The sequence below is a fragment of the Kitasatospora sp. NPDC015121 genome (assembly GCF_055562955.1).
The window spans coordinates 391238-409276 of record NZ_JBVHEH010000004.1 but is presented as its reverse complement, the minus strand read 5'-3'; the positions used below and the strand labels follow the sequence as shown (position 1 = coordinate 409276).

Here is an 18039-nt window from a genome sequence, read left to right as displayed (position 1 = left end):
GCGAGGGGGACGCCGTCAGGCGTCGGTCTTGGTGAGGGCCGGGGCGGGCTGCTCGGTGGGGGCCGGGGCGGGGGCGGACTTGGCGGCGCGGATGGCGAACGGGACGGCGGCGGCGATCAGGCACATCACGCCGGCCACCCAGAAGGCGCTCTGGTAGGCGTTCTCGGTGGGGAGCTGGACCGGGATCGGGAGCTTGAGGGTGTCGCCGGTGAGGATCGCGCTCATCACGGCGGTGCCGACCGCGCCGCCGACGGTGCGCAGGACGGCGTTCATGCCGTTGGCGATGCCGGACTGCTCGGCCGGGACGGCGCCGTTGATGTAGGCGGGCATCGCGGCGTAGGCGAGGCCGACGCCGAGGCCGAAGACCGCGGAGGAGAAGTAGAGGTCGAACTCGGCGCCGTGGCGCAGCGCCAGGTAGGCCATCGAGACGGCGCCGAGCAGGCCGCCGAGGACCAGCGGGAGGCGGGGGCCGCGGCGGGCGATCAGCAGGGCGCCGAGCGGGGCGGCGACCATCGAGCCGAGGGCGGAGGGCAGCAGCATGACGCCGGCGTGCAGGACGGTGGCGGTGAAGCCGTAGTGGGCGAGCTTCTCCGGGGTCTGCGCGAAGTTGCTGATCACCATGAACGAGCCGTACATGCCGAAGCCGATCAGCAGGCCGGAGATGTTGGTGAAGGCGACGGCGGGGCGGGCCATCATCGACAGGTCGACCAGCGGGTGGGTGACCTTGGACTCGACCAGGACCCAGACCAGGGCGACCACGGCGGCGACGGCGAACAGGCCGAGGGTGCGGTTGGACGTCCAGCCCCAGTGGTTGCCCTGGCTGACGGCGATCAGCAGGGCGGAGAGCCAGCCGGCCAGGGTGAGCGCGCCGAGCGGGTCGGCGCCGCCCTCCTTGTCGACGACCGGGTCGGCGGGGACCCGCAGGACGACCAGGGCGACCGCGATCAGGCCGAAGACCAGGCCCATCCAGAAGATCGACTTGTAGCTCCAGTGCTCCAGCAGCAGGCCGGTGGCGACCAGGCCGAGGCCGGAGCCGACGCCCATCGAGGCGGAGATCGCGGCGACGCCGCCGGTGACCTTGTGCCGGGGCAGCTCGTCGCGGACGATGCTGATCGCCAGCGGCAGCACGCCGCCGCCCGCGCCCTGCAGCACCCGGGCGACCACCAGCCAGGTGAAGGAGTGGGTGCCCACCGCGAGGGCCGAGCCGAGGACCAGGCCGGCCAGCGAGACCAGCAGCATGGGCTTGCGTCCGCGCAGGTCGCCGAAGCGGCCGAGCAGCGGGGTGAGGACCGCCGCGGAGAGCAGGTTGGCGGTCATCAGCCAGGTGATGTTGGAGCCCGAGACGTTCAGCTCGCGGGCCAGGCCCGGCAGGATCGGGACGACCGCGGTCTGCACCACGCTGAAGGCCAGCATGGCCAGGATCAGCGCGGGCAGGACCCGGGCACTGGTGGGCTTGGCGGCCGTGGGGGTGGGCTGGGGTGCCTCACGCACGGGGACTCCTCCGACGGGTTGCTTCAGACGGTTGCTACGCGGTGCTTCATGCAGGGGATGGTGCAGGAGCTGAAGCAACGATGTCGGGAGATGCTTCACTATGTCAAATATCGATTGGTGAAGCTTTGGCAAAGCGGCGGTCCCGGCCCGCCAAGGCGGACCGGGACCGGGGGCGACGCGCCGTCGCTCAGGAGCGCAGCGGCTCCGGGCGGGCGTGCTCGGCGCTGCCGTTCGCGGCGGCGGACGGCTGCGGCTTCGCCGCGGTCGGCGACTGCGGCTGCGCGTTCCACGGCTGGCGCTGCTGCGGCGCCTCGCCGTCCGGGCCGGCGGCCGCGTCGTGCACCTCCACCTGCTCGCGGCGCAGCTCCTCGCGGACCACCTCCTCCTCGGTGTACCGCTCCACCACCAGCCGCACCCGCTCGATCGGCGCTAGGTACTTGCGCACCACCGGGCGCTCCTCGCGCAGCGTGACCTCCTCGACCGCCTCGGCGATCTCCTGCTCGCTCAGCGAGGCCCGCTCCGCCTCCGAGACCGGGATCCGCTCCACCCGCACCCGCTCGCGCACCACCGGCACCCGGCGCTCCACCTGCTCGGTGGTCACGTACTTGCGCAGCCGGGTGGTGCCCACCGCGTGCCACTCGGTGGTGATGTCGATCCGCTCCTCGCGGCAGGTGATCTCCACCGGCGCGGTCGGCTCCACCGGCCCCGCGTGGGCGGCCGGCGCGGACCGCTGCCGCTGGGCGGGCTCGGCCTCGGCCGCCGCGAAGGCGGTCGGCGCGGCGGCGGCCGCCGGAGCCGGGGCGTGGGCGGCCGACGCGTGGGCCTGGGGGGCCGGGGCGGGGGAGGCGACCGGGGTCGGGGTGGAGGCGACGGTGCCGAAGTCGCGGTCCGCCGACGGCTCCTGGCGCGACTGCTCCTTGGCGGCCGTCCCGACCGCCGCCGCCTTCGCCGCAGGGGCGGCCGGAGCCGCCGGCCCGGCCTGCTCGTCGGTCGGGCCCGAGCCGGCGTCGCCCGCGTCCAGTCCGTAGTAGCGGTACAGCTGCAGCTCCTGGGCGGGCGAGAGGTGCTGGCCCACGCCGAAGTCCGGGGACTCCTTGATCAGCGACTTGTCGTACGGGACGCGCAGCTCGTCGCCCGCGAACTCGCTGGTGGTCAGCGGGACGAAGGCGTCCCGGCCGAAGATCCCCGTGCGGACGGCCGCCCACTCCGGTTCGCCGGTGGCGTCGTCCAGGTACACCTCGTCGACCGTGCCGATCTTGTCACCGTTCCGGTCGACCGCCTTGTGCCCGATCAGGTCGCGCGGATCGATATCGGTCTGCACGCTGTCCTCCAGTCCTGCCGCTCCTCGGGGATGTGTTCGGAGGCGGCCGGAGGAGCGTGTGGGGCCGCCACTCCACACCAAACGGCACGTAACGGACGGCGGCACTCCGGAAGCCGCCGTCCGGGGCAGATCACAGGGCCGCACCGGTGATCCGGAGGGCCCGCGCTGGTAACCTCGGAGGCGACCGCCGAGCCCGCTCGGGAGAGTCCCGAACCCGCCGGACAGGCGGGACGCGGGACGCCGAAGGAGCAACCCCTCCCCGGAATCTCTCAGGCATCCGTACCGAACGGGACAGGTCACTCTGGAAAGCAGGGCAGGACCGTCGGCACCGGAGCCGGCCGCTCCCCGCCCTCGCCGACGGTGCAAGCCGTCCGGGCCGGGCCCGGACGTGCGAAGCTCTCAGGTACCGATGACAGAGGGGGAGGCTGACGGGTTCGTACGCCCAGGCGCTCCCACGGCCGCCGACCGCGTGCGCACCACCGCCGGTCCGCGACCAGGAGGCCCGACCCCCATGAACGCCCAGCCGACGCTCAGCGACCTTGAGCAGGCCAGCCCCTTCGAGCACCGCCACATCGGCCCCGACAGCGAGGCCCAGCAGAAGATGCTGGCCCAGGTCGGCTACGCCTCCCTGGACGAGCTGTCCGACGCCGCCGTCCCCGACGCCATCCGCAGCCTCACCGCGCTCGGCCTGCCCGCCGGCCGCAGCGAGGCCCAGGTGCTCGCCGAGCTGCGCGAGCTGGCCGGCCGCAACCGGGTCCTCACCTCGATGATCGGCCTCGGCTACTACGGCACCTTCACCCCGCCGGTCATCCTGCGCAACGTGCTGGAGAACCCGGCCTGGTACACCGCCTACACCCCGTACCAGCCGGAGATCTCGCAGGGCCGCCTGGAGGCGCTGCTCAACTTCCAGACCGCGGTCGCCGACCTGACCGGCCTGGACACCTCCGGTTCCTCGCTGCTCGACGAGGGCACCGCCGCCGCCGAGGCGATGTCCCTGGCCCGGCGCGTCACCAAGGTCAAGGGCGGCGTCTTCCTGGTCGACGCCGACACCCTGCCGCAGACCGTCGCCGTGATCCGGACCCGCGCCGAACCGACCGGCGTCGAGGTCGTCGTCGCCGACCTGTCGAACGGCATCCCCGACGAGATCGCCGAGCGCGGCGTCTTCGGCGTGCTGCTCCAGTACCCCGGCGCGTCCGGCGCGGTGCGCGAGATCAAGCCCGTCATCGACCGGGCGCACGAGCTCGGCGCGATCGTCGCGGTCGCCGCCGACCTGCTCGCCCTCACCCTGCTGCGCTCGCCCGGCGAGCTCGGCGCCGACATCGCCTGCGGCACCTCGCAGCGCTTCGGCGTCCCGATGGGCTTCGGCGGCCCGCACGCCGGCTACCTGGCCGTCCGCGCCGCGTACGCCCGCAACCTGCCCGGCCGCCTGGTCGGCGTCTCCGTCGACGCCGACGGCAACCGCGCCTACCGGCTCGCCCTGCAGACCCGCGAGCAGCACATCCGCCGCGAGAAGGCCACCTCCAACATCTGCACCGCGCAGGTGCTGCTCGCCGTGATGGCCTCCATGTACGCCGTCTACCACGGCCCCGACGGCCTCGCCGACATCGCCCGCCGCACCCACCGCTACGCCGCCGCGCTCGCCTCGGGCCTGCGCGCGGGCGGCGTCGAGCTCGCCCACGACGCCTTCTTCGACACCGTGACGGCGGTCGTCCCGGGCCGGGCCGACGAGGTCGTCGCCGCGGCGCTGGCCGGCGGCGTCAACGTGTTCCGGGTCGACGGCGACCGGGTGTCGGTCTCCTGCGACGAGACCACCACCCGCGAGCACCTGGCGGCCGTGTTCGCCGCGTTCGGGGTCGAGGGCGCCGAGATCGCCGAGGACGCCGACGCGCTGCCCGCCGCGCTGCTGCGCGAGGACGAGTACCTCACCCACCCGGTCTTCCACAGCCACCGCTCCGAGACCGCCATGCTGCGCTACCTGCGCCGGCTCTCCGACCGCGACTACGCGCTCGACCGCGGCATGATCCCGCTGGGCTCCTGCACCATGAAGCTCAACGCGACCACCGAGATGGAGCCGGTCACCTGGCCCGAGTTCGGGCAGCTGCACCCGTTCGCGCCGGTGGACCAGGCCGAGGGCTACCTGACGCTGATCCGCGGGCTGGAGCAGCAGCTGGTCGAGGTGACCGGGTACGACGCCGTGTCGATCCAGCCGAACGCCGGGTCGCAGGGCGAACTGGCCGGCCTGCTGGCCGTCCGGGCCTACCACCGGGCCAACGGCGACACCCAGCGCGACGTCTGCCTGATCCCGTCCTCCGCGCACGGCACCAACGCGGCCTCGGCGGCGATGGCCGGCATGCGGGTCGTCGTGGTGAAGACCCTCGCCGACGGCGACGTCGACGTCGAGGACCTGAAGGCGAAGATCGCCCAGCACGGCGAGCAGCTGGCCGTCCTGATGGTCACCTACCCGTCCACCCACGGCGTGTTCGAGACCGAGATCACCCGGATCTGCGCGCTCGTCCACGAGGCCGGCGGCCAGGTGTACGTCGACGGCGCCAACCTCAACGCGCTGGTCGGCCTCGCCAAGCCCGGCAAGTTCGGGGCGGACGTCTCGCACCTCAACCTGCACAAGACCTTCTGCATCCCGCACGGCGGCGGCGGCCCCGGCGTCGGCCCGGTCGCGGTCCGCGAGCACCTCGCGCCGTACCTGCCCAACCACCCGCTGCAGGCCGAAGCCGGCCCCGCGACCGGCGTCGGCCCGATCTCGGCCGCCCCCTGGGGCTCGGCGGCGATCCTGCCGATCTCCTGGTCGTACGTCCGGCTGATGGGCGGCGAGGGCCTCAAGCGCGCCACCCAGGTGGCCGTGCTCAACGCCAACTACATCGCCAAGCGGCTCGCCCCGCACTACCCCGTGCTCTACACCGGCCCCGGCGGGCTGGTCGCGCACGAGTGCATCATCGACCTGCGGCCGCTCAGCAAGGAGACCGGCGTCAGCGTCGACGACATCGCCAAGCGGCTCATCGACTACGGCTTCCACGCACCGACCATGTCGTTCCCGGTCGCCGGGACGCTGATGATCGAGCCGACCGAGTCCGAGGACCTGCACGAGATCGACCGCTTCTGCGCGGCGATGATCGCGATCCGCGGCGAGATCGAGAAGGTCGGCGCGGGCGAGTGGGCGGCGGACGACAACCCGCTGCGCAACGCCCCGCACACCGCGGCCATGCTGGCCGGCGCCTGGGACCACCCGTACACCCGCGAGGAGGCGGTCTTCCCGGCGGGCGTCAACCCGGCGGACAAGTACTGGCCGGCGGTGCGCCGGATCGACGGCGCGTACGGCGACCGGAACCTGGTGTGCTCGTGCCCGCCGCTGGACGAGTACGACGCGTAGGCGCGCAGCGGATGACGGAGGCCGCCCGTCGGGGGAGATCCCCGGCGGGCGGCTTCTGCGTGCGGCCCGCCGCCGCGCGCAGTTCCCCGCGCCCCTGACGGGGCGCGGAGGGACACGCCTCCGGCGGGGGGACGGACGCGCCTTCGGCGGGGAGGGACGCCTTCGGCGGGGAGGGGCACGCCTTTGGCGAGGGGACACGCCTTCGGCGGGGAAAGGAGGGGGCGCCTTCGGCGGGGGGACACGCTTTCGGCGGGGAAGGGGCATGCCTCCGGCGCGGGAGGGTGGGGGCGCCTTCGTGAGGTGGGGAGACGGCTTCGCCGGGGAAAGGGTGCCTTCGGCGGGGAGGGGGAGACGCCTTTGGAGGGGAAGGGGTGCGCCTTCGGGGGGAGGGGGAGGGGGAGGGGGAGGGGAGGCCTGCCTGATGGGGCGGGGAGGGTGGTGGTCGGCATGCTCGCCGGCATCCGGCGCCGGGCTTTGGGGGAGTGGGGGAATGCGGAAGCCGCCCGGTGGGGGCGGCTTCGGTGGGGGTGGGGCGGGTCAGGAGTAGACCGGGCCGGTGAACTTCTCGCCGGGGCCGGAGCCGGGGGCGTCGGGGACGAGGGAGGCCTCGCGGAAGGCGAGCTGGAGGGAGCGGAGGCCGTCGCGGAGGGGGGCGGCGTGGAAGTTGGAGATCTCGGGGGCTCCGGCGGTGACCAGGCCGGCCAGGGCGGTGATCAGCTTGCGGGCCTCGTCGAGGTCCTTGTCGGCGTCGCCGTTCTCGGCCAGGCCGCACTTGACGGCGGCGGCGCTCATCAGGTGCACGGCGACGGTGGTGATCACCTCGACGGCGGGGACCTCGGCGATGTCGCGGGTCAGGTCGTCGAAGCCGAGGGCCTGGTCGGACTCGTGCGCGTGGTCGGGCTGGCTGGTCAAGGTGTCACTCCGAGGGGGGTGCGAAAGCGCGGTGCGGTACGGAAGGAGCGTACAAGGCGGGCCGGGCGCGGCCGGAATACCGGTCGGGCGGAGAACGCTGGTATGATTCGAGACTGACCGGCCAGGAGACCCTTCGGGGTGCCCGGCCAGCAAGTGGAGGCTCCACTCAGGAGGCCCGAGAGGGCAACCGCGACAGTCTCCCACCTGATCGGCCGAAGGGTCGGCAGGTTCGGTCCGCGACGAGCGCCCGTGCGGGAATGTTCGTCGGCAGCGGTGCCCGCGAGGGCATCCCGGAACGTGTGGAGCCCCGCCTGTACCGTGCGGGGCTTTTTTCGTGCGATCGGTGACCTCTCCGGCGGAGGGGCAGCGGAGCATGAATGAAGCCCCGCCCAGTGGTCGAAACCACTACGTGCGACCGCCGCCCGACGGCCGCATCGGAAAAGGTGCAACCGAGGAGGCCCCATCAGCACCGAGCCCCGCATCAACGACCGGATTCGCGTCCCCGAGGTGCGACTCGTCGGTCCCAGCGGCGAGCAGGTCGGCATCGTCCCGCTCGCGAAGGCGCTGGAGCTTGCCCAGGAGTACGACCTGGACCTGGTCGAGGTCGCCGCCACGGCGCGCCCGCCGGTGTGCAAGCTCATGGACTACGGCAAGTTCAAGTACGAGTCCGCCATGAAGGCCCGTGAGGCGCGCAAGAACCAGGCGCACACGGTCATCAAGGAGATGAAGCTCCGGCCGAAGATCGACCCGCACGACTATGACACCAAGAAGGGTCACGTCGTTCGGTTCCTCAAGCAGGGCGACAAGGTCAAGATCACGATCATGTTCCGCGGTCGTGAGCAGTCCCGCCCCGAGCTGGGCTTCCGACTGCTGCAGCGGCTCGCGGACGACGTCCAGGACCTGGGCTTCGTGGAGTCCGCTCCGAAGCAGGACGGCCGAAACATGATCATGGTTCTCGGCCCGCACAAGAAGAAGACCGAGGCCATGGCCGAGGCCCGCGCCGCCGCTGACGCCCGCAAGGCGGAGCGGCTCGGTCGCGGACCGGCCGCGGACGACGCCGACGACGAGGTGGCGGAGGTCGAGGAGACCGAGGCCGTCGAGGCCGAGGCCGACGACGCCGCCGAGGTCGCCGACGACGCCGCTGCCGAGGTCGAGCAGCCCGCCGAGGCCGCCCAGGACGCCTGACCCCCGGGTCAGGAGCCGGGCTGCCGAGGCACCCGGTTCCGGGGCGTCCCGCCCTGGAGACGAGATCCATCCAGTTCCGGCCCGCGCCGCACGGCGCGGGCCGGAACGGACCGACGAGGAGATACGGCGACATGCCGAAGCAGAAGACGCACAGCGGCGCCAGCAAGCGCTTCAAGATCACTGGCTCCGGGAAGGTGCTGCGCGAGCGTGCCGGCCGTCGCCACCTGCTCGAGCACAAGCCCTCGACGCTGACCCGCAAGCTGGCCGGCAACGCCGAGATGGCCCCGGGCGACGCGAAGAAGATCAAGAAGCTTCTCGGCAAGTGATCGCCCGCCCGCGACCCGGTCGCGGGCACCAGCTGATCCTTACCGACCGAATCGAATAACGGACCGCCGGCACGACCCGAGGTCCGGAACCAAGGAGTAATGAAGTGGCACGCGTCAAGCGGGCAGTGAACGCCCACAAGAAGCGCCGGGTCATCCTCGAGCGGGCCTCCGGCTACCGCGGTCAGCGTTCGCGCCTGTACCGCAAGGCCAAGGAGCAGGTCACCCACTCGCTCGTCTACAACTTCAACGACCGCAAGAAGCGCAAGGGCGACTTCCGCCAGCTCTGGATCCAGCGCATCAACGCCGCTGCCCGTGCCAACGGCATCACCTACAACCGCTTCGTCCAGGGCCTCAAGGCCGCTGGCGTCGAGATCGACCGCAAGATGCTGGCCGACCTCGCGGTGAACGACTCCGTGGCGTTCCAGGCCCTGGTCGAGGTCGCCCGGAAGGCGCTCCCGGAGGACGTCAACGCCCCCAAGGTCGCCGCCTGATCCAGGCACTCGCCCTGAGAGCGTTCCCCGGACCCGCAGGCCGCCCGGCCTGCGGGTCCGTCGCGTATCGCGCCCCAGCCCGTCCGTGACGAAGATCGTGAGCATGAGCACCGAGACCCCCCTGCTGACCTCCCTGCGCTCCCCGCGCGTCGTCGCCGCCCGCCGCCTCGCCAAGCGCAACCAGCGCGGCAAGGAGCGGCGCTTCCTGGCCGAGGGCCCGCAGGCCGTGCGGGAGGCGGTGGCGTTCGGGCGGCTGCCGGACGGCGAGCACGCCGTGGTCGAGGTGTACGTGACGGCGGAGGCCGCCGGGCGGCACGCCGACATCGTGGCCGCCGCGCGGGCGGCCGGGCGGCCGGTGCTGACCGCCACCGAGGAGGTCGTCGCGGACATCTGCGACACCGTCACCCCGCAGGGCATCGTCGCGCTCTGCCGGTTCATCGACATCCCGTTCGAGCAGGTGCTGGCGGCCCGGCCCAAGCTGGTCGCCGTCCTCGCGCACGTGCGCGACCCCGGGAACGCCGGCACCGTGCTGCGCACCGCGGACGCGGCCGGGGCGGACGCGGTGGTGCTGACCGACGCCTCGGTGGACCCGTACAACCCGAAGGCGGTGCGGGCGTCCGTCGGGAGCCTGTTCCACCTGCCGGTGGCGACCGGGGTGCCGGTCGAGGAGGCGGTGGCCCGGCTGCGGGCGGCCGGGGTGCGGGTGCTCGCGGCGGACGGAGCGGGGGAGCGCGACCTCGACCGGGAACTGGACGAGGGCACGCTGGAGGGCCCGTGCGCCTGGGTGTTCGGCAACGAGGCCTGGGGCCTGCCGGAGGAGACCCGCGCGCTGGCGGACGAGGTGGTGCGGGTGCCCATCCACGGGCACGCGGAGAGCCTGAACCTCGCGACGGCCGCCGCCGTGTGCCTGTACGCCTCCGCGCGCGCCCAGCGCTCCCCGCGCGGGTGTCGCGCCGAGGCCTGAGCGCGCTAGGGTCGGTTCCTGGGCCTGCGAGGGGGCGGGCGGGGGAGGACACCCATGGGCGGCGTCAACTGGGCACCGGTCGCACCCGACGACCTGCCCGACGGACTGGTGGTCGCGGACGGACAGGGCCGGGTGGTGGTCTTCAACCGCGCCGCGGAACGCATCACCGGTCGCTCCGCGCACTGCGCGATCGGCGTCGAGCTGGCGCTCGCGCTGCCGCTGGAGGACCTGGAGGGCCGCCGCTGGTGGCCGCTCACCGACCCGTACGGCGGGCTCGCGACCCGCACCGGGCAGCCCGAGCGGAACCTGCTGCTGGACGGCCGCGAGGTGCTGGTCTGCGCCCGGTACGTGCGCGACGCGCCGCGCGGACCGGTCCGGCAGGTGGTGGTGACGCTGCGCGGCACCGAGGCGCGGCGGCGCACCGAGCGCTCGCACGCCGAGCTGATCGCCACCGTCGCGCACGAGCTGCGCTCGCCGCTGACCAGCGTCAAGGGCTTCACGGCGACCCTGCTGGCCAAGTGGGAGCGGTTCAACGACGGCCAGAAGCGGGTCATGCTGGAGACCGTCGACGCCGACGCCGACCGGGTGGTGCGGCTGATCGCCGAACTGCTCGACATCTCCCGGATCGACGCCGGCCGGCTGGAGATCCGCCGACAGCGGGTCGACCTGGCGGCGGCGGTGCACCGGCACGTGGCCGGCAAGGTCGCGGCGGGCATCCCCGCCGAGCGCTTCGACATCCGGGTGGACGGGCCGCCCGCCGAGCAGTGGGGCGACCCGGACAAGCTCGACCAGGTGCTGGCCAACCTGCTGGAGAACGCGGTCCGGCACGGCGAGGGCACCGTCACCATCGAGGTCGGCCCGGCCAAGGAGCTGGTCGAGGTGCCCGGCACGCCGCCCCGGGTGGTCGAGGGCACCTCGGTGACCGTCAGCGACCAGGGCGCGGGCATCCCGGAGGAGGCGATGCCGCGGGTGTTCACCCGGTTCTGGCGCGGCTCCAAGCGCGGCGGCACCGGCCTGGGCCTGTACATCGTGAAGGGCATCGTGGAGGCGCACGGCGGGGTGATCCGGATCAGCCGGGCCGACGGCGGCGGGGCCAGGTTCCGGTTCGTGCTGCCCGGCGGCGTCCCCGACTTCATGCTCTGACCCGCTGCCCGGCGCGGTCCGTCGCGGTGGCCGGTCGCGGCCTGCGACTACACTCGACCCTTGGCGTTCTTGGACGCCCGGCGACGCAGCAGACCTGATCACGAGCAGGAGCACGGGAAAGATAGAGATGTCGGCACCCAATAAGTCGTACGACCCGGTCGAGGTCGAGGCCCTCAAGCCCGAGGTGGTGGAACAGGCCCGGGACGAGGCGCTCGCCGCCTTCGCCGCCGCCGCCGACCTCGACGAGCTCAAGCAGGCGAAGGTCGCGCACACCGGCGACCGCTCCCCGCTGTCGCTCGCCAACCGCGAGATCGGCGCGCTGCCCCCGCAGGCCAAGGCCGCCGCGGGCAAGCTGATCGGCCAGGCCCGCGGCGCCGTCAACCAGGCGCTGGCCGCCCGCCAGGTCGAGCTGGAGGCGGAGCGCGACGCCCGGGTGCTGGTCGAGGAGGCGGTGGACGTCACCCTGCCGTACGGCCGCGTGCCGCGCGGCGCCCGGCACCCGCTGACCACGCTCGCCGAGCGCATCGAGGACACCTTCGTCGCGATGGGCTACCAGGTGGCGTCCGGCCCCGAGGTCGAGGCGGAGTGGCTGAACTTCGACGCCCTCAACCTGCACGCCGACCACCCGGCCCGCTCGATGCAGGACACCTTCTTCGTCGAGGCGCCCGACGGCACCGCCGACTCCGGCATGGTGCTGCGCACCCAGACCTCCCCGGTGCAGATCCGCGCGATGCTGGCCGGCGAGCCGCCGCTGTACGCGGTCAGCCCCGGCCGGGTCTACCGCACCGACGAGCTGGACGCCACCCACACCCCGGTGTTCCGCCAGGTCGAGGCGATCGCGGTCGACGAGGGCATCACCTTCGGCCACCTCAAGGGCACCATCGAGGTGCTGGTGGAGAAGCTGATCGGCGGCGGCCTCGAACTGCGCTGGCGCCCCTCGTACTTCCCGTTCACCGAGCCCAGCGCCGAGATCGACCTGCAGTGCTTCGTCTGCCGCGGCGCCTCGGTGGGCAACCCCGACCGCCCGTGCCGGACCTGCTCCTCGGAGGGCTGGATCGAGCTCGGCGGCTGCGGCGTGGTCAACCCGCGGGTGCTGGTCGCCGCGGGCATCGACCCGAGCCGCTACAGCGGATTCGCGTTCGGCCTGGGCCTGGAGCGGATCCTGATGAACCGCCACAACGTCGCCGACATGCGCGACATGGTCGAGGGTGACGTCCGCTTCACCCTCCCGTTCGGGATGGAGATCTGATGCGCGTCCCGCTTTCCTGGCTGCGCGAGTACGTCGACCTGCCGGCGGGCGAGACCGGCCGCGACGTCGCGGCCCGGCTGGTCCGCGCGGGTCTCGAGGTGGAGACCGTCGAGCAGCTCGGCACCGACGTCAAGGGCCCGCTGGTGGTCGGCGAGGTGCTCTCCATCGAGGTGCTGACCGGCTTCAAGAAGCCGATCCGGCACTGCTTCGTGAACGTCGGCACGGCCAACGGCACCGGTGAGCCGCAGGAGATCGTCTGCGGCGCCACCAACTTCGAGGTCGGCGACAAGGTCGTGGTGATCCTGCCCGGCGGCGTGCTGCCCGGCCCGTTCCCGATCTCCGCCCGGCAGACGTACGGCCACACCTCGGCCGGCATGATCTGCTCCGCCCGCGAGCTCGGCATGGGCGACGACCACAACGGCATCATCGTGCTGCCGCCCGAGTACGAGGCCGGCACCGACGCGATCGAGCTGCTGCAGCTGGTCGACGAGGTCCTCGACATCGCGGTCACCCCCGACCGCGGCTACTGCCTGTCGATGCGCGGCGTGGCCCGCGAGGCCGCCGCCGCGTACGGCCTGCCGCTGGCCGACCCGGCGCTGCTGGACGTGCCGCCCGCCAACTCGTACGGCTACCTGGTGAAGGTCGCCGACCCGGTCGGCTGCGACCGGTTCGTGGCGCGCACCGTGACCGGGGTCGACCCGGCCGCGAAGTCGCCGATCTGGCTGCAGCGCCGCCTGCAGAAGTCCGGGATCCGCCCGATCTCGCTGGCCGTCGACATCACCAACTACGTGATGCTGGAGGTCGGCCAGCCGCTGCACGCCTACGACCGCAACCGGGTGGACGGGCCGATCCAGGTCCGCCGGGCGGTGGCGGGCGAGGAGCTCACCACGCTGGACGGCGTGAAGCGCGTGCTGTCCGCCGAGGACCTGCTGATCTGCGACAACTCCGGCCCGATCGGCCTGGCCGGCGTGATGGGCGGCGCCACCACCGAGATCCTCGACCCGGTCGTCGACGCCGAGACCGGCGCCGTCACCGGAACCACCGAGATCATCGTCGAGGCCGCGCACTTCGAGCCGATCGCGATCGCCCGCGCCGCCAAGCGCCACAAGCTGCCCTCCGAGGCGTCCAAGCGCTTCGAGCGCGGCGTCGACCCGGAGGCCGCCCGGGCCGCCGCGCAGCGCGCCGTCGACCTGCTGGTGCTGATCGCCGGCGGCACCGCCGAGGCGGGCGTCACCGACATCGCCGCCCCGCACCCGGTGCGCACCATCCCGATCGACGCCGACCTGCCCGACCGCGTCGCCGGCGCCGAGTACGGCCGGGAGACCGTCACCCGCCGCCTGCAGGAGGTCGGCTGCTCGGTCGTCGGCACCGACGTCCTGGAGGTCACCCCGCCGTCCTGGCGGCCCGACCTGACCGACCCGTACGACCTCGCCGAGGAGGTCATCCGGCTGGAGGGCTACGACAACGTCCCGGCCCGGATGCCGGTCACCCCGCCCGGGCGCGGCCTGTCCGAGGCGCAGCGCTTCCACCGGCGGGTCGGCGTGGCGCTGGCCGGCGCGGGCTACGTGGAGATCAATGCGTACCCGTTCGTCGGCGAGGCCGCGTTCGACGGCCTCGGGCTGGACGCGGACGACCCGCGCCGGCGCACCGTCAAGCTGGTCAACCCGCTGAACGACGCCGAGCCGGCGCTGCGCACCACGCTGCTGCCGGGCCTGCTCGGCGCGCTGCGGCGCAACGTCGGGCGCGGCAACACCGACCTGGCGATCTTCGAGACCGGCACGGTGTTCCTGCCCAAGGCCGAGCAGAAGGTCGCGCCGAGGCTGCCGGTGGACCGCCGCCCGACCGAGGAGCAGCTCGCCGAGCTGGACGCCGCCCTCCCCGACCAGCCGCGCCGGGTCGCCGTCGCGCTGACCGGCGAGCGGCTGCCGTCCGGCTGGTGGGGCAAGGGCGCGCCGTCCGGCTGGGCCGACGCGGTCGAGGCGGCCCGGGTGGTCGCCGCCGCCGCGGGCGTCGAGCTGACCGTCCGGCAGGCGCAGTACGCGCCGTGGCACCCGGGCCGGTGCGCCGAGCTGCTGGTCGGCGACGAGGTCGTCGGCCACGCCGGCGAGCTGCACCCGCGGGTGGTCAAGGCGCTGCACCTGCCGGAGCGCACCAGCGCGATGGAGCTCGACCTGGACCTGCTGTTCGCGGACGGCCGCCGGGTCTCCGGCCCGCCGGTGTCCGCGTACCCGGTGGCGACCCAGGACGTGGCGCTGATCGTCGACGCGGGCGTGCACGCGGCGGACGTGGAGGCGGCGCTGCGCGACGGCGCGGGCGAACTGCTGGAGTCGCTGCGGCTGTTCGACGTGTTCACCGGCGAGCAGGCGGGCGCGGGCAAGAAGTCGCTGGCGTACACGCTGCGCTTCCGCGCCGCGGACCGGACGCTGACGGCGGACGAGGCGTCGGCGGCCCGGGCGGCGGCCGTCGCGGTGGCCGACGAGCGCACCGGCGCGGTGCTGCGCGGGGCCTGACGGCCCGTCGGCGGTGACGGAGCCCCGTCGCACCCCCCGGGTGGGGGAGCGGCGGGGCTCCGCCGTGCCCGGGGTCGGACGCGGGTGGTGTCCGGCGGCACCTGCAGGATCCGGGCCGCCACGGGGCCGAAAGCCTTGCGGGGGCCGGGTTTTGTGCGGTCGGGCCGGGAGGTGCTACGTTCTCGGTGTCAGCCTTCGAACGCGCCCCCGCGGCAGCGTCGGAGGCTTTTTTCATGACTGGTCATGGATATCTGGCGCTGCTGCGGCAGCGGGAGTTCGCGGGGTTGTACGCAGGTTTCACGCTGCTGGCGGGGGCCGGGACGCTGTCCGGGTTCGCGTTGGGCGTGCTGGTGCGGGAGCGCACGGGGTCGCCGTTCCTGACGGCGGTGAGCATGTACGGGTCGTCGTTCGCGGCGGTGCTGGGCGCGCTGACGCTGATGTCGGTCGCGGACGGGGCGCGGCCGCGCCGGACGCTGGTGGCGCTGCACCTGCTGGCGCTGGCGGCGACGGCGGCGCAGGCGGTGCCGGGGCTGCCGCTGGTGGCGCGGTTCGGGTTGCTGCTGCTGGTGGGGTTCTTCCAGTCGCTGGGCACCGGGACGCGGATGGGCCTGCTGGCGGAGATCGTGCCGCGGGAGGGCTACGCGCGGGCCCGGTCGCTGATGAACGTCAGCGCGGGCGGGGCGGCGGTGCTCGGTTTCGCGCTCGGCGGGGTGCTGCTGAGGCTGCTCTCCCCGTACCGGCTGATGGGCGCGGCGGCCGGGTTGACGGCGCTGGCGACGGTGGTGGTGGCGGTGACGGTGCGGGAGCGGTCGGTGCGGCCGCCGCGCCGGCCCGGGCTGCGGGAGACCTGGCGGGGCAACGTCGAGCTGCTGGGCCGGCCGGGGCGGCGGGCGCTGCTGCTGAACCTGTGGGTGCCCAACGGGCTGGTGGTGGGCTGCGAGGCGCTGTTCCTGCCGTACGCGCCGGGGGAGGCGGGGACGCTGCTGGCGGCGAGCGCCGCCGGGATGCTGGCGGGCGACCTGCTGGTGGGCCGGCTGCTGGACGAGGCCCGGCGGGCCCGGCTGGCGTACGGGCTGCGGCTGCTGCTGGCGGGGCCGTTCCTGCTGCTGGTGGCGGGGCCGCCGGTGTGGGTGGCGGCGCCGGCGGTGGGGCTGGCGGGCGTCGGGTTCGCGGCGACGCTGCCGTTGCAGGAGCGGCTGCTGGCGCTGACCCCGGACGCGGCGCGCGGCCAGGTGCAGGGCGTGGAGTCGGCGGGCCGGATCGCCTGGCAGGGCGTCGGCGCGGCGCTGGCGGGCGGGGCGGCGCAGCTGGTGGAGGTGCGCTGGGCGATCGGGGCGCCGGCGGCGGTGTCGCTGCTGGTGACGGTCCTCTCGCGGCCGGCGGTGGTGCGGGAGGGCCGGGCGGCGGCGCCCGGGCCCGGGGTCACAGCCGTCGGTGCATGACGTACAGGTCGACGTAGCCGAGGCGGGGGTGGTGGAAGCCCTCGGGGACGGTGCCGACGACCTCGAAGCCGAGCGAGCGGTAGAGGCCGACGGCCGGGGCGTTGGAGGCGACGACGGCGTTGAACTGCATGGCGCGGAAGCCCTGCGCGCGGGCCCAGCCCAGGGCCTCCGCGCACAGGGCGCGGCCGGTGCCGCGGCCGGCGTGGTCGGGGTCGACGATGAAGCTGGCGCTGGCGACGTGGCCGCCGTTGCCCCACTGGTTGTTGTTCATCTTGGCGGTGCCGAGGACGGTGCCGGTGGCCTCGTCGACGGCGACCACGGTGCGGTTCGGGGCGGACAGCATCCACCAGCCGCGGGCGGTGTCGGACGTCAGGTCGGTGGGGTAGGTGAAGGTCTCGCCGGCGGCGACGACGCGGTGGAAGAACGGCCAGACGGCGGCCCAGTCCTCCGGGGTGGCTTCGCGGATCTCCATCCGGCCCAGCATGGTCGCTGCCGGGGCCGGTGGCCAGCGGTTTTCCGCGCGGGGAGGCGGGCGGGAGGCGGGTCGGTGGCGGATCCGTGGCGGGTCGTTCACCGGAACGTCGTGCACCGGATGCCGTCGGACGTCTTGCGGCGGCGTGATGCGGACGCTTCAATCCTCGTTAGGAAACTTTCCTAACCCTCATCCGCGGGCTCCCCCCGCCCGCGGCCGGCACCCAGACGGAGCGTCAGATGCACCCCAGCAAGCACCGCACCGCTCGTAGCGCCCGAACCGCCCGCGCCACCCGGGCCGCCCTCGCGGTCCTGGTCGGCGCCCTCCCGCTGACCCTGGCCGCGGCCGGGACCGGCCACGCCGCCGCCCCCGCGGCGGGCGGCACGAGCGCCGTGCGCGCCGCGGCGGTGGCCGCCGTCGGGCTGGACGACCCGGCGAAGAAGGAGATCGCCATGGAGCTGGTCTCCTCGGCGGAGAACTCCTCGCTGGACTGGAAGGCCCAGTACAAGTACATCGAGGACATCGACGACGGCCGCGGCTACACCGCGGGCATCATCGGCTTCTGCTCCGGCACCGGCGACATGCTGGAGCTCGTCCAGCACTACACCGACCTCAAGCCCGGCAACGTGCTGGCCAAGTACCTGCCCGCGCTGAAGAAGGTCAACGGCACCGACTCGCACTCCGGCCTCGGCAGCGCCTTCGTCAACGACTGGCGCACCGCCGCCAAGGACACCGTCTTCCAGCGGGCCCAGAACGAGGAGCGCGACCGGGTCTACTTCAACCCGGCGGTCAAGCAGGCCAAGGCGGACGGGCTGCGCGCGCTCGGCCAGTTCGCCTACTACGACGCGATCGTCATGCACGGCCCCGGCACCAGCTCCGACAGCTTCGGCGGGATCCGCGCCGCCGCCCTGAAGAAGGCCAAGACCCCCGCCCAGGGCGGCGACGAGGCCACCTACATCAAGGCCTTCCTGGACGCCCGCAAGGTCGTCATGAAGCAGGAGGAGGCGCACGCCGACACCAGCCGGGTCGACACCGAGCAGCTGGTCTTCCTCAACGCCAAGAACTTCGACCTCAACCCGCCGCTCAAGTGGAAGGTCTACGGCGACCCGTACGAGATCAAGGCCTAGCCGCCCGGCGCCCGGACGACC

14 protein-coding genes and 2 riboswitches are annotated in these 18039 nt (G+C 73.7%); of the genes, 10 read left to right on the top strand and 4 right to left on the bottom strand.

Annotated elements, in window-relative coordinates; all coding sequences use genetic code 11:
- Positions 1 to 15: 15 nt before the first annotated feature.
- Both ACZ3J7_RS08010 and ACZ3J7_RS08005 read right to left on the bottom strand, forming a co-directional pair.
- The gene (locus tag ACZ3J7_RS08010) at positions 16 to 1491 is read right to left on the bottom strand and encodes an MFS transporter (RefSeq protein WP_465617981.1); all 1476 of its coding nucleotides are present in this window, start codon (positions 1489 to 1491) and stop codon (positions 16 to 18) included.
- A 187-nt stretch (positions 1492 to 1678) separates the two neighbouring features.
- A complete protein-coding gene (locus ACZ3J7_RS08005) occupies positions 1679 to 2812 on the bottom strand; it encodes a PRC and DUF2382 domain-containing protein (RefSeq protein ID WP_465617979.1) in 1134 nt (377 codons plus the stop codon).
- A gap of 188 nt (positions 2813 to 3000) precedes the next feature.
- A riboswitch (glycine riboswitch) is annotated at positions 3001 to 3107 on the top strand.
- A 1-nt stretch (position 3108) separates the two neighbouring features.
- A riboswitch (glycine riboswitch) is annotated at positions 3109 to 3235 on the top strand.
- Between the two features lie 88 nt (positions 3236 to 3323).
- Between ACZ3J7_RS08005 and gcvP the strand changes: the two genes are divergently transcribed.
- The gene (gcvP, locus tag ACZ3J7_RS08000; RefSeq protein ID WP_465617977.1) at positions 3324 to 6197 is read left to right on the top strand and encodes an aminomethyl-transferring glycine dehydrogenase; all 2874 of its coding nucleotides are present in this window, start codon (positions 3324 to 3326) and stop codon (positions 6195 to 6197) included.
- A gap of 537 nt (positions 6198 to 6734) precedes the next feature.
- Here gcvP and ACZ3J7_RS07995 read toward each other — a convergent pair.
- Entirely contained in the window at positions 6735 to 7109 is a 375-nt protein-coding gene (locus tag ACZ3J7_RS07995) for a DUF1844 domain-containing protein (RefSeq protein WP_465617975.1), read from the bottom strand.
- 462 nt (positions 7110 to 7571) lie between these two features.
- Between ACZ3J7_RS07995 and infC the strand changes: the two genes are divergently transcribed.
- The 8 genes from infC to ACZ3J7_RS07955 all read left to right on the top strand — a co-directional run bounded on the left by infC (position 7572) and on the right by ACZ3J7_RS07955 (position 16419).
- Positions 7572 to 8294, top strand: a complete 723-nt coding sequence (gene infC, locus ACZ3J7_RS07990) for a translation initiation factor IF-3 (RefSeq protein ID WP_465618034.1) — start codon at positions 7572 to 7574, stop codon at positions 8292 to 8294.
- Between the two features lie 131 nt (positions 8295 to 8425).
- Complete coding sequence (rpmI, locus tag ACZ3J7_RS07985) at positions 8426 to 8620, top strand: 50S ribosomal protein L35 (RefSeq protein ID WP_030268653.1); 195 nt, start codon at positions 8426 to 8428, stop codon at positions 8618 to 8620.
- A gap of 104 nt (positions 8621 to 8724) precedes the next feature.
- Positions 8725 to 9111, top strand: coding sequence for a 50S ribosomal protein L20 (gene rplT / locus ACZ3J7_RS07980; RefSeq protein ID WP_465617972.1), 387 nt, complete (start codon positions 8725 to 8727; stop codon positions 9109 to 9111).
- A 103-nt stretch (positions 9112 to 9214) separates the two neighbouring features.
- Positions 9215 to 10075 (top strand): TrmH family RNA methyltransferase, encoded by an 861-nt coding sequence (locus tag ACZ3J7_RS07975; protein WP_465617970.1) that lies wholly within the window; start codon positions 9215 to 9217, stop codon positions 10073 to 10075.
- A gap of 54 nt (positions 10076 to 10129) precedes the next feature.
- Positions 10130 to 11218 (top strand): sensor histidine kinase, encoded by a 1089-nt coding sequence (locus ACZ3J7_RS07970; RefSeq protein WP_465617968.1) that lies wholly within the window; start codon positions 10130 to 10132, stop codon positions 11216 to 11218.
- Positions 11219 to 11345: 127 nt separating this feature from the next.
- Entirely contained in the window at positions 11346 to 12467 is a 1122-nt protein-coding gene (gene pheS / locus ACZ3J7_RS07965; RefSeq protein WP_014134664.1) for a phenylalanine--tRNA ligase subunit alpha, read from the top strand.
- Positions 12467 to 14977: a phenylalanine--tRNA ligase subunit beta gene (pheT, locus tag ACZ3J7_RS07960; protein WP_465617965.1), complete on the top strand. Its 2511-nt coding sequence runs from the start codon at positions 12467 to 12469 to the stop codon at positions 14975 to 14977. The genes pheS and pheT overlap by 1 nt, the downstream gene beginning before the upstream one ends.
- A 233-nt stretch (positions 14978 to 15210) precedes the next feature.
- Positions 15211 to 16419, top strand: a complete 1209-nt coding sequence (locus tag ACZ3J7_RS07955) for an MFS transporter (protein ID WP_465617963.1) — start codon at positions 15211 to 15213, stop codon at positions 16417 to 16419.
- On the opposite strand, the gene ACZ3J7_RS07950 is transcribed toward ACZ3J7_RS07955, so the two are convergent.
- Positions 16400 to 16891 carry a GNAT family N-acetyltransferase gene (locus tag ACZ3J7_RS07950; RefSeq protein WP_465617961.1) on the bottom strand — a complete coding sequence of 164 codons (492 nt, stop codon included), beginning with the start codon at positions 16889 to 16891 and terminating at the stop codon, positions 16400 to 16402. The genes ACZ3J7_RS07955 and ACZ3J7_RS07950 overlap by 20 nt on opposite strands.
- 239 nt (positions 16892 to 17130) lie before the next feature.
- On the opposite strand from ACZ3J7_RS07950, the gene ACZ3J7_RS07945 reads away from it, so the two are divergent.
- Positions 17131 to 18018, top strand: coding sequence for a chitosanase (locus tag ACZ3J7_RS07945; RefSeq protein WP_465617959.1), 888 nt, complete (start codon positions 17131 to 17133; stop codon positions 18016 to 18018).
- Positions 18019 to 18039 lie beyond the last annotated feature (21 nt).

Excerpts from the sequence above, each read along its gene's own strand:
- gcvP (WP_465617977.1), top strand. The coding sequence starts at position 3,324 with ATGAACGCCCAGCCGACGCTCAGCGACCTTGAGCAGGCCAGCCCCTTC.
- rpmI (WP_030268653.1), top strand. The coding sequence starts at position 8,426 with ATGCCGAAGCAGAAGACGCACAGCGGCGCCAGCAAGCGCTTCAAGATC.
- ACZ3J7_RS07975 (WP_465617970.1), top strand. The coding sequence starts at position 9,215 with ATGAGCACCGAGACCCCCCTGCTGACCTCCCTGCGCTCCCCGCGCGTC.
- ACZ3J7_RS07970 (WP_465617968.1), top strand. The coding sequence starts at position 10,130 with ATGGGCGGCGTCAACTGGGCACCGGTCGCACCCGACGACCTGCCCGAC.
- pheS (WP_014134664.1), top strand. The coding sequence starts at position 11,346 with ATGTCGGCACCCAATAAGTCGTACGACCCGGTCGAGGTCGAGGCCCTC.
- pheT (WP_465617965.1), top strand. The coding sequence starts at position 12,467 with ATGCGCGTCCCGCTTTCCTGGCTGCGCGAGTACGTCGACCTGCCGGCG.
- ACZ3J7_RS07955 (WP_465617963.1), top strand. The coding sequence starts at position 15,211 with ATGACTGGTCATGGATATCTGGCGCTGCTGCGGCAGCGGGAGTTCGCG.
- ACZ3J7_RS07950 (WP_465617961.1), bottom strand. The coding sequence starts at position 16,891 with ATGGAGATCCGCGAAGCCACCCCGGAGGACTGGGCCGCCGTCTGGCCG.
- ACZ3J7_RS07945 (WP_465617959.1), top strand. The coding sequence starts at position 17,131 with ATGCACCCCAGCAAGCACCGCACCGCTCGTAGCGCCCGAACCGCCCGC.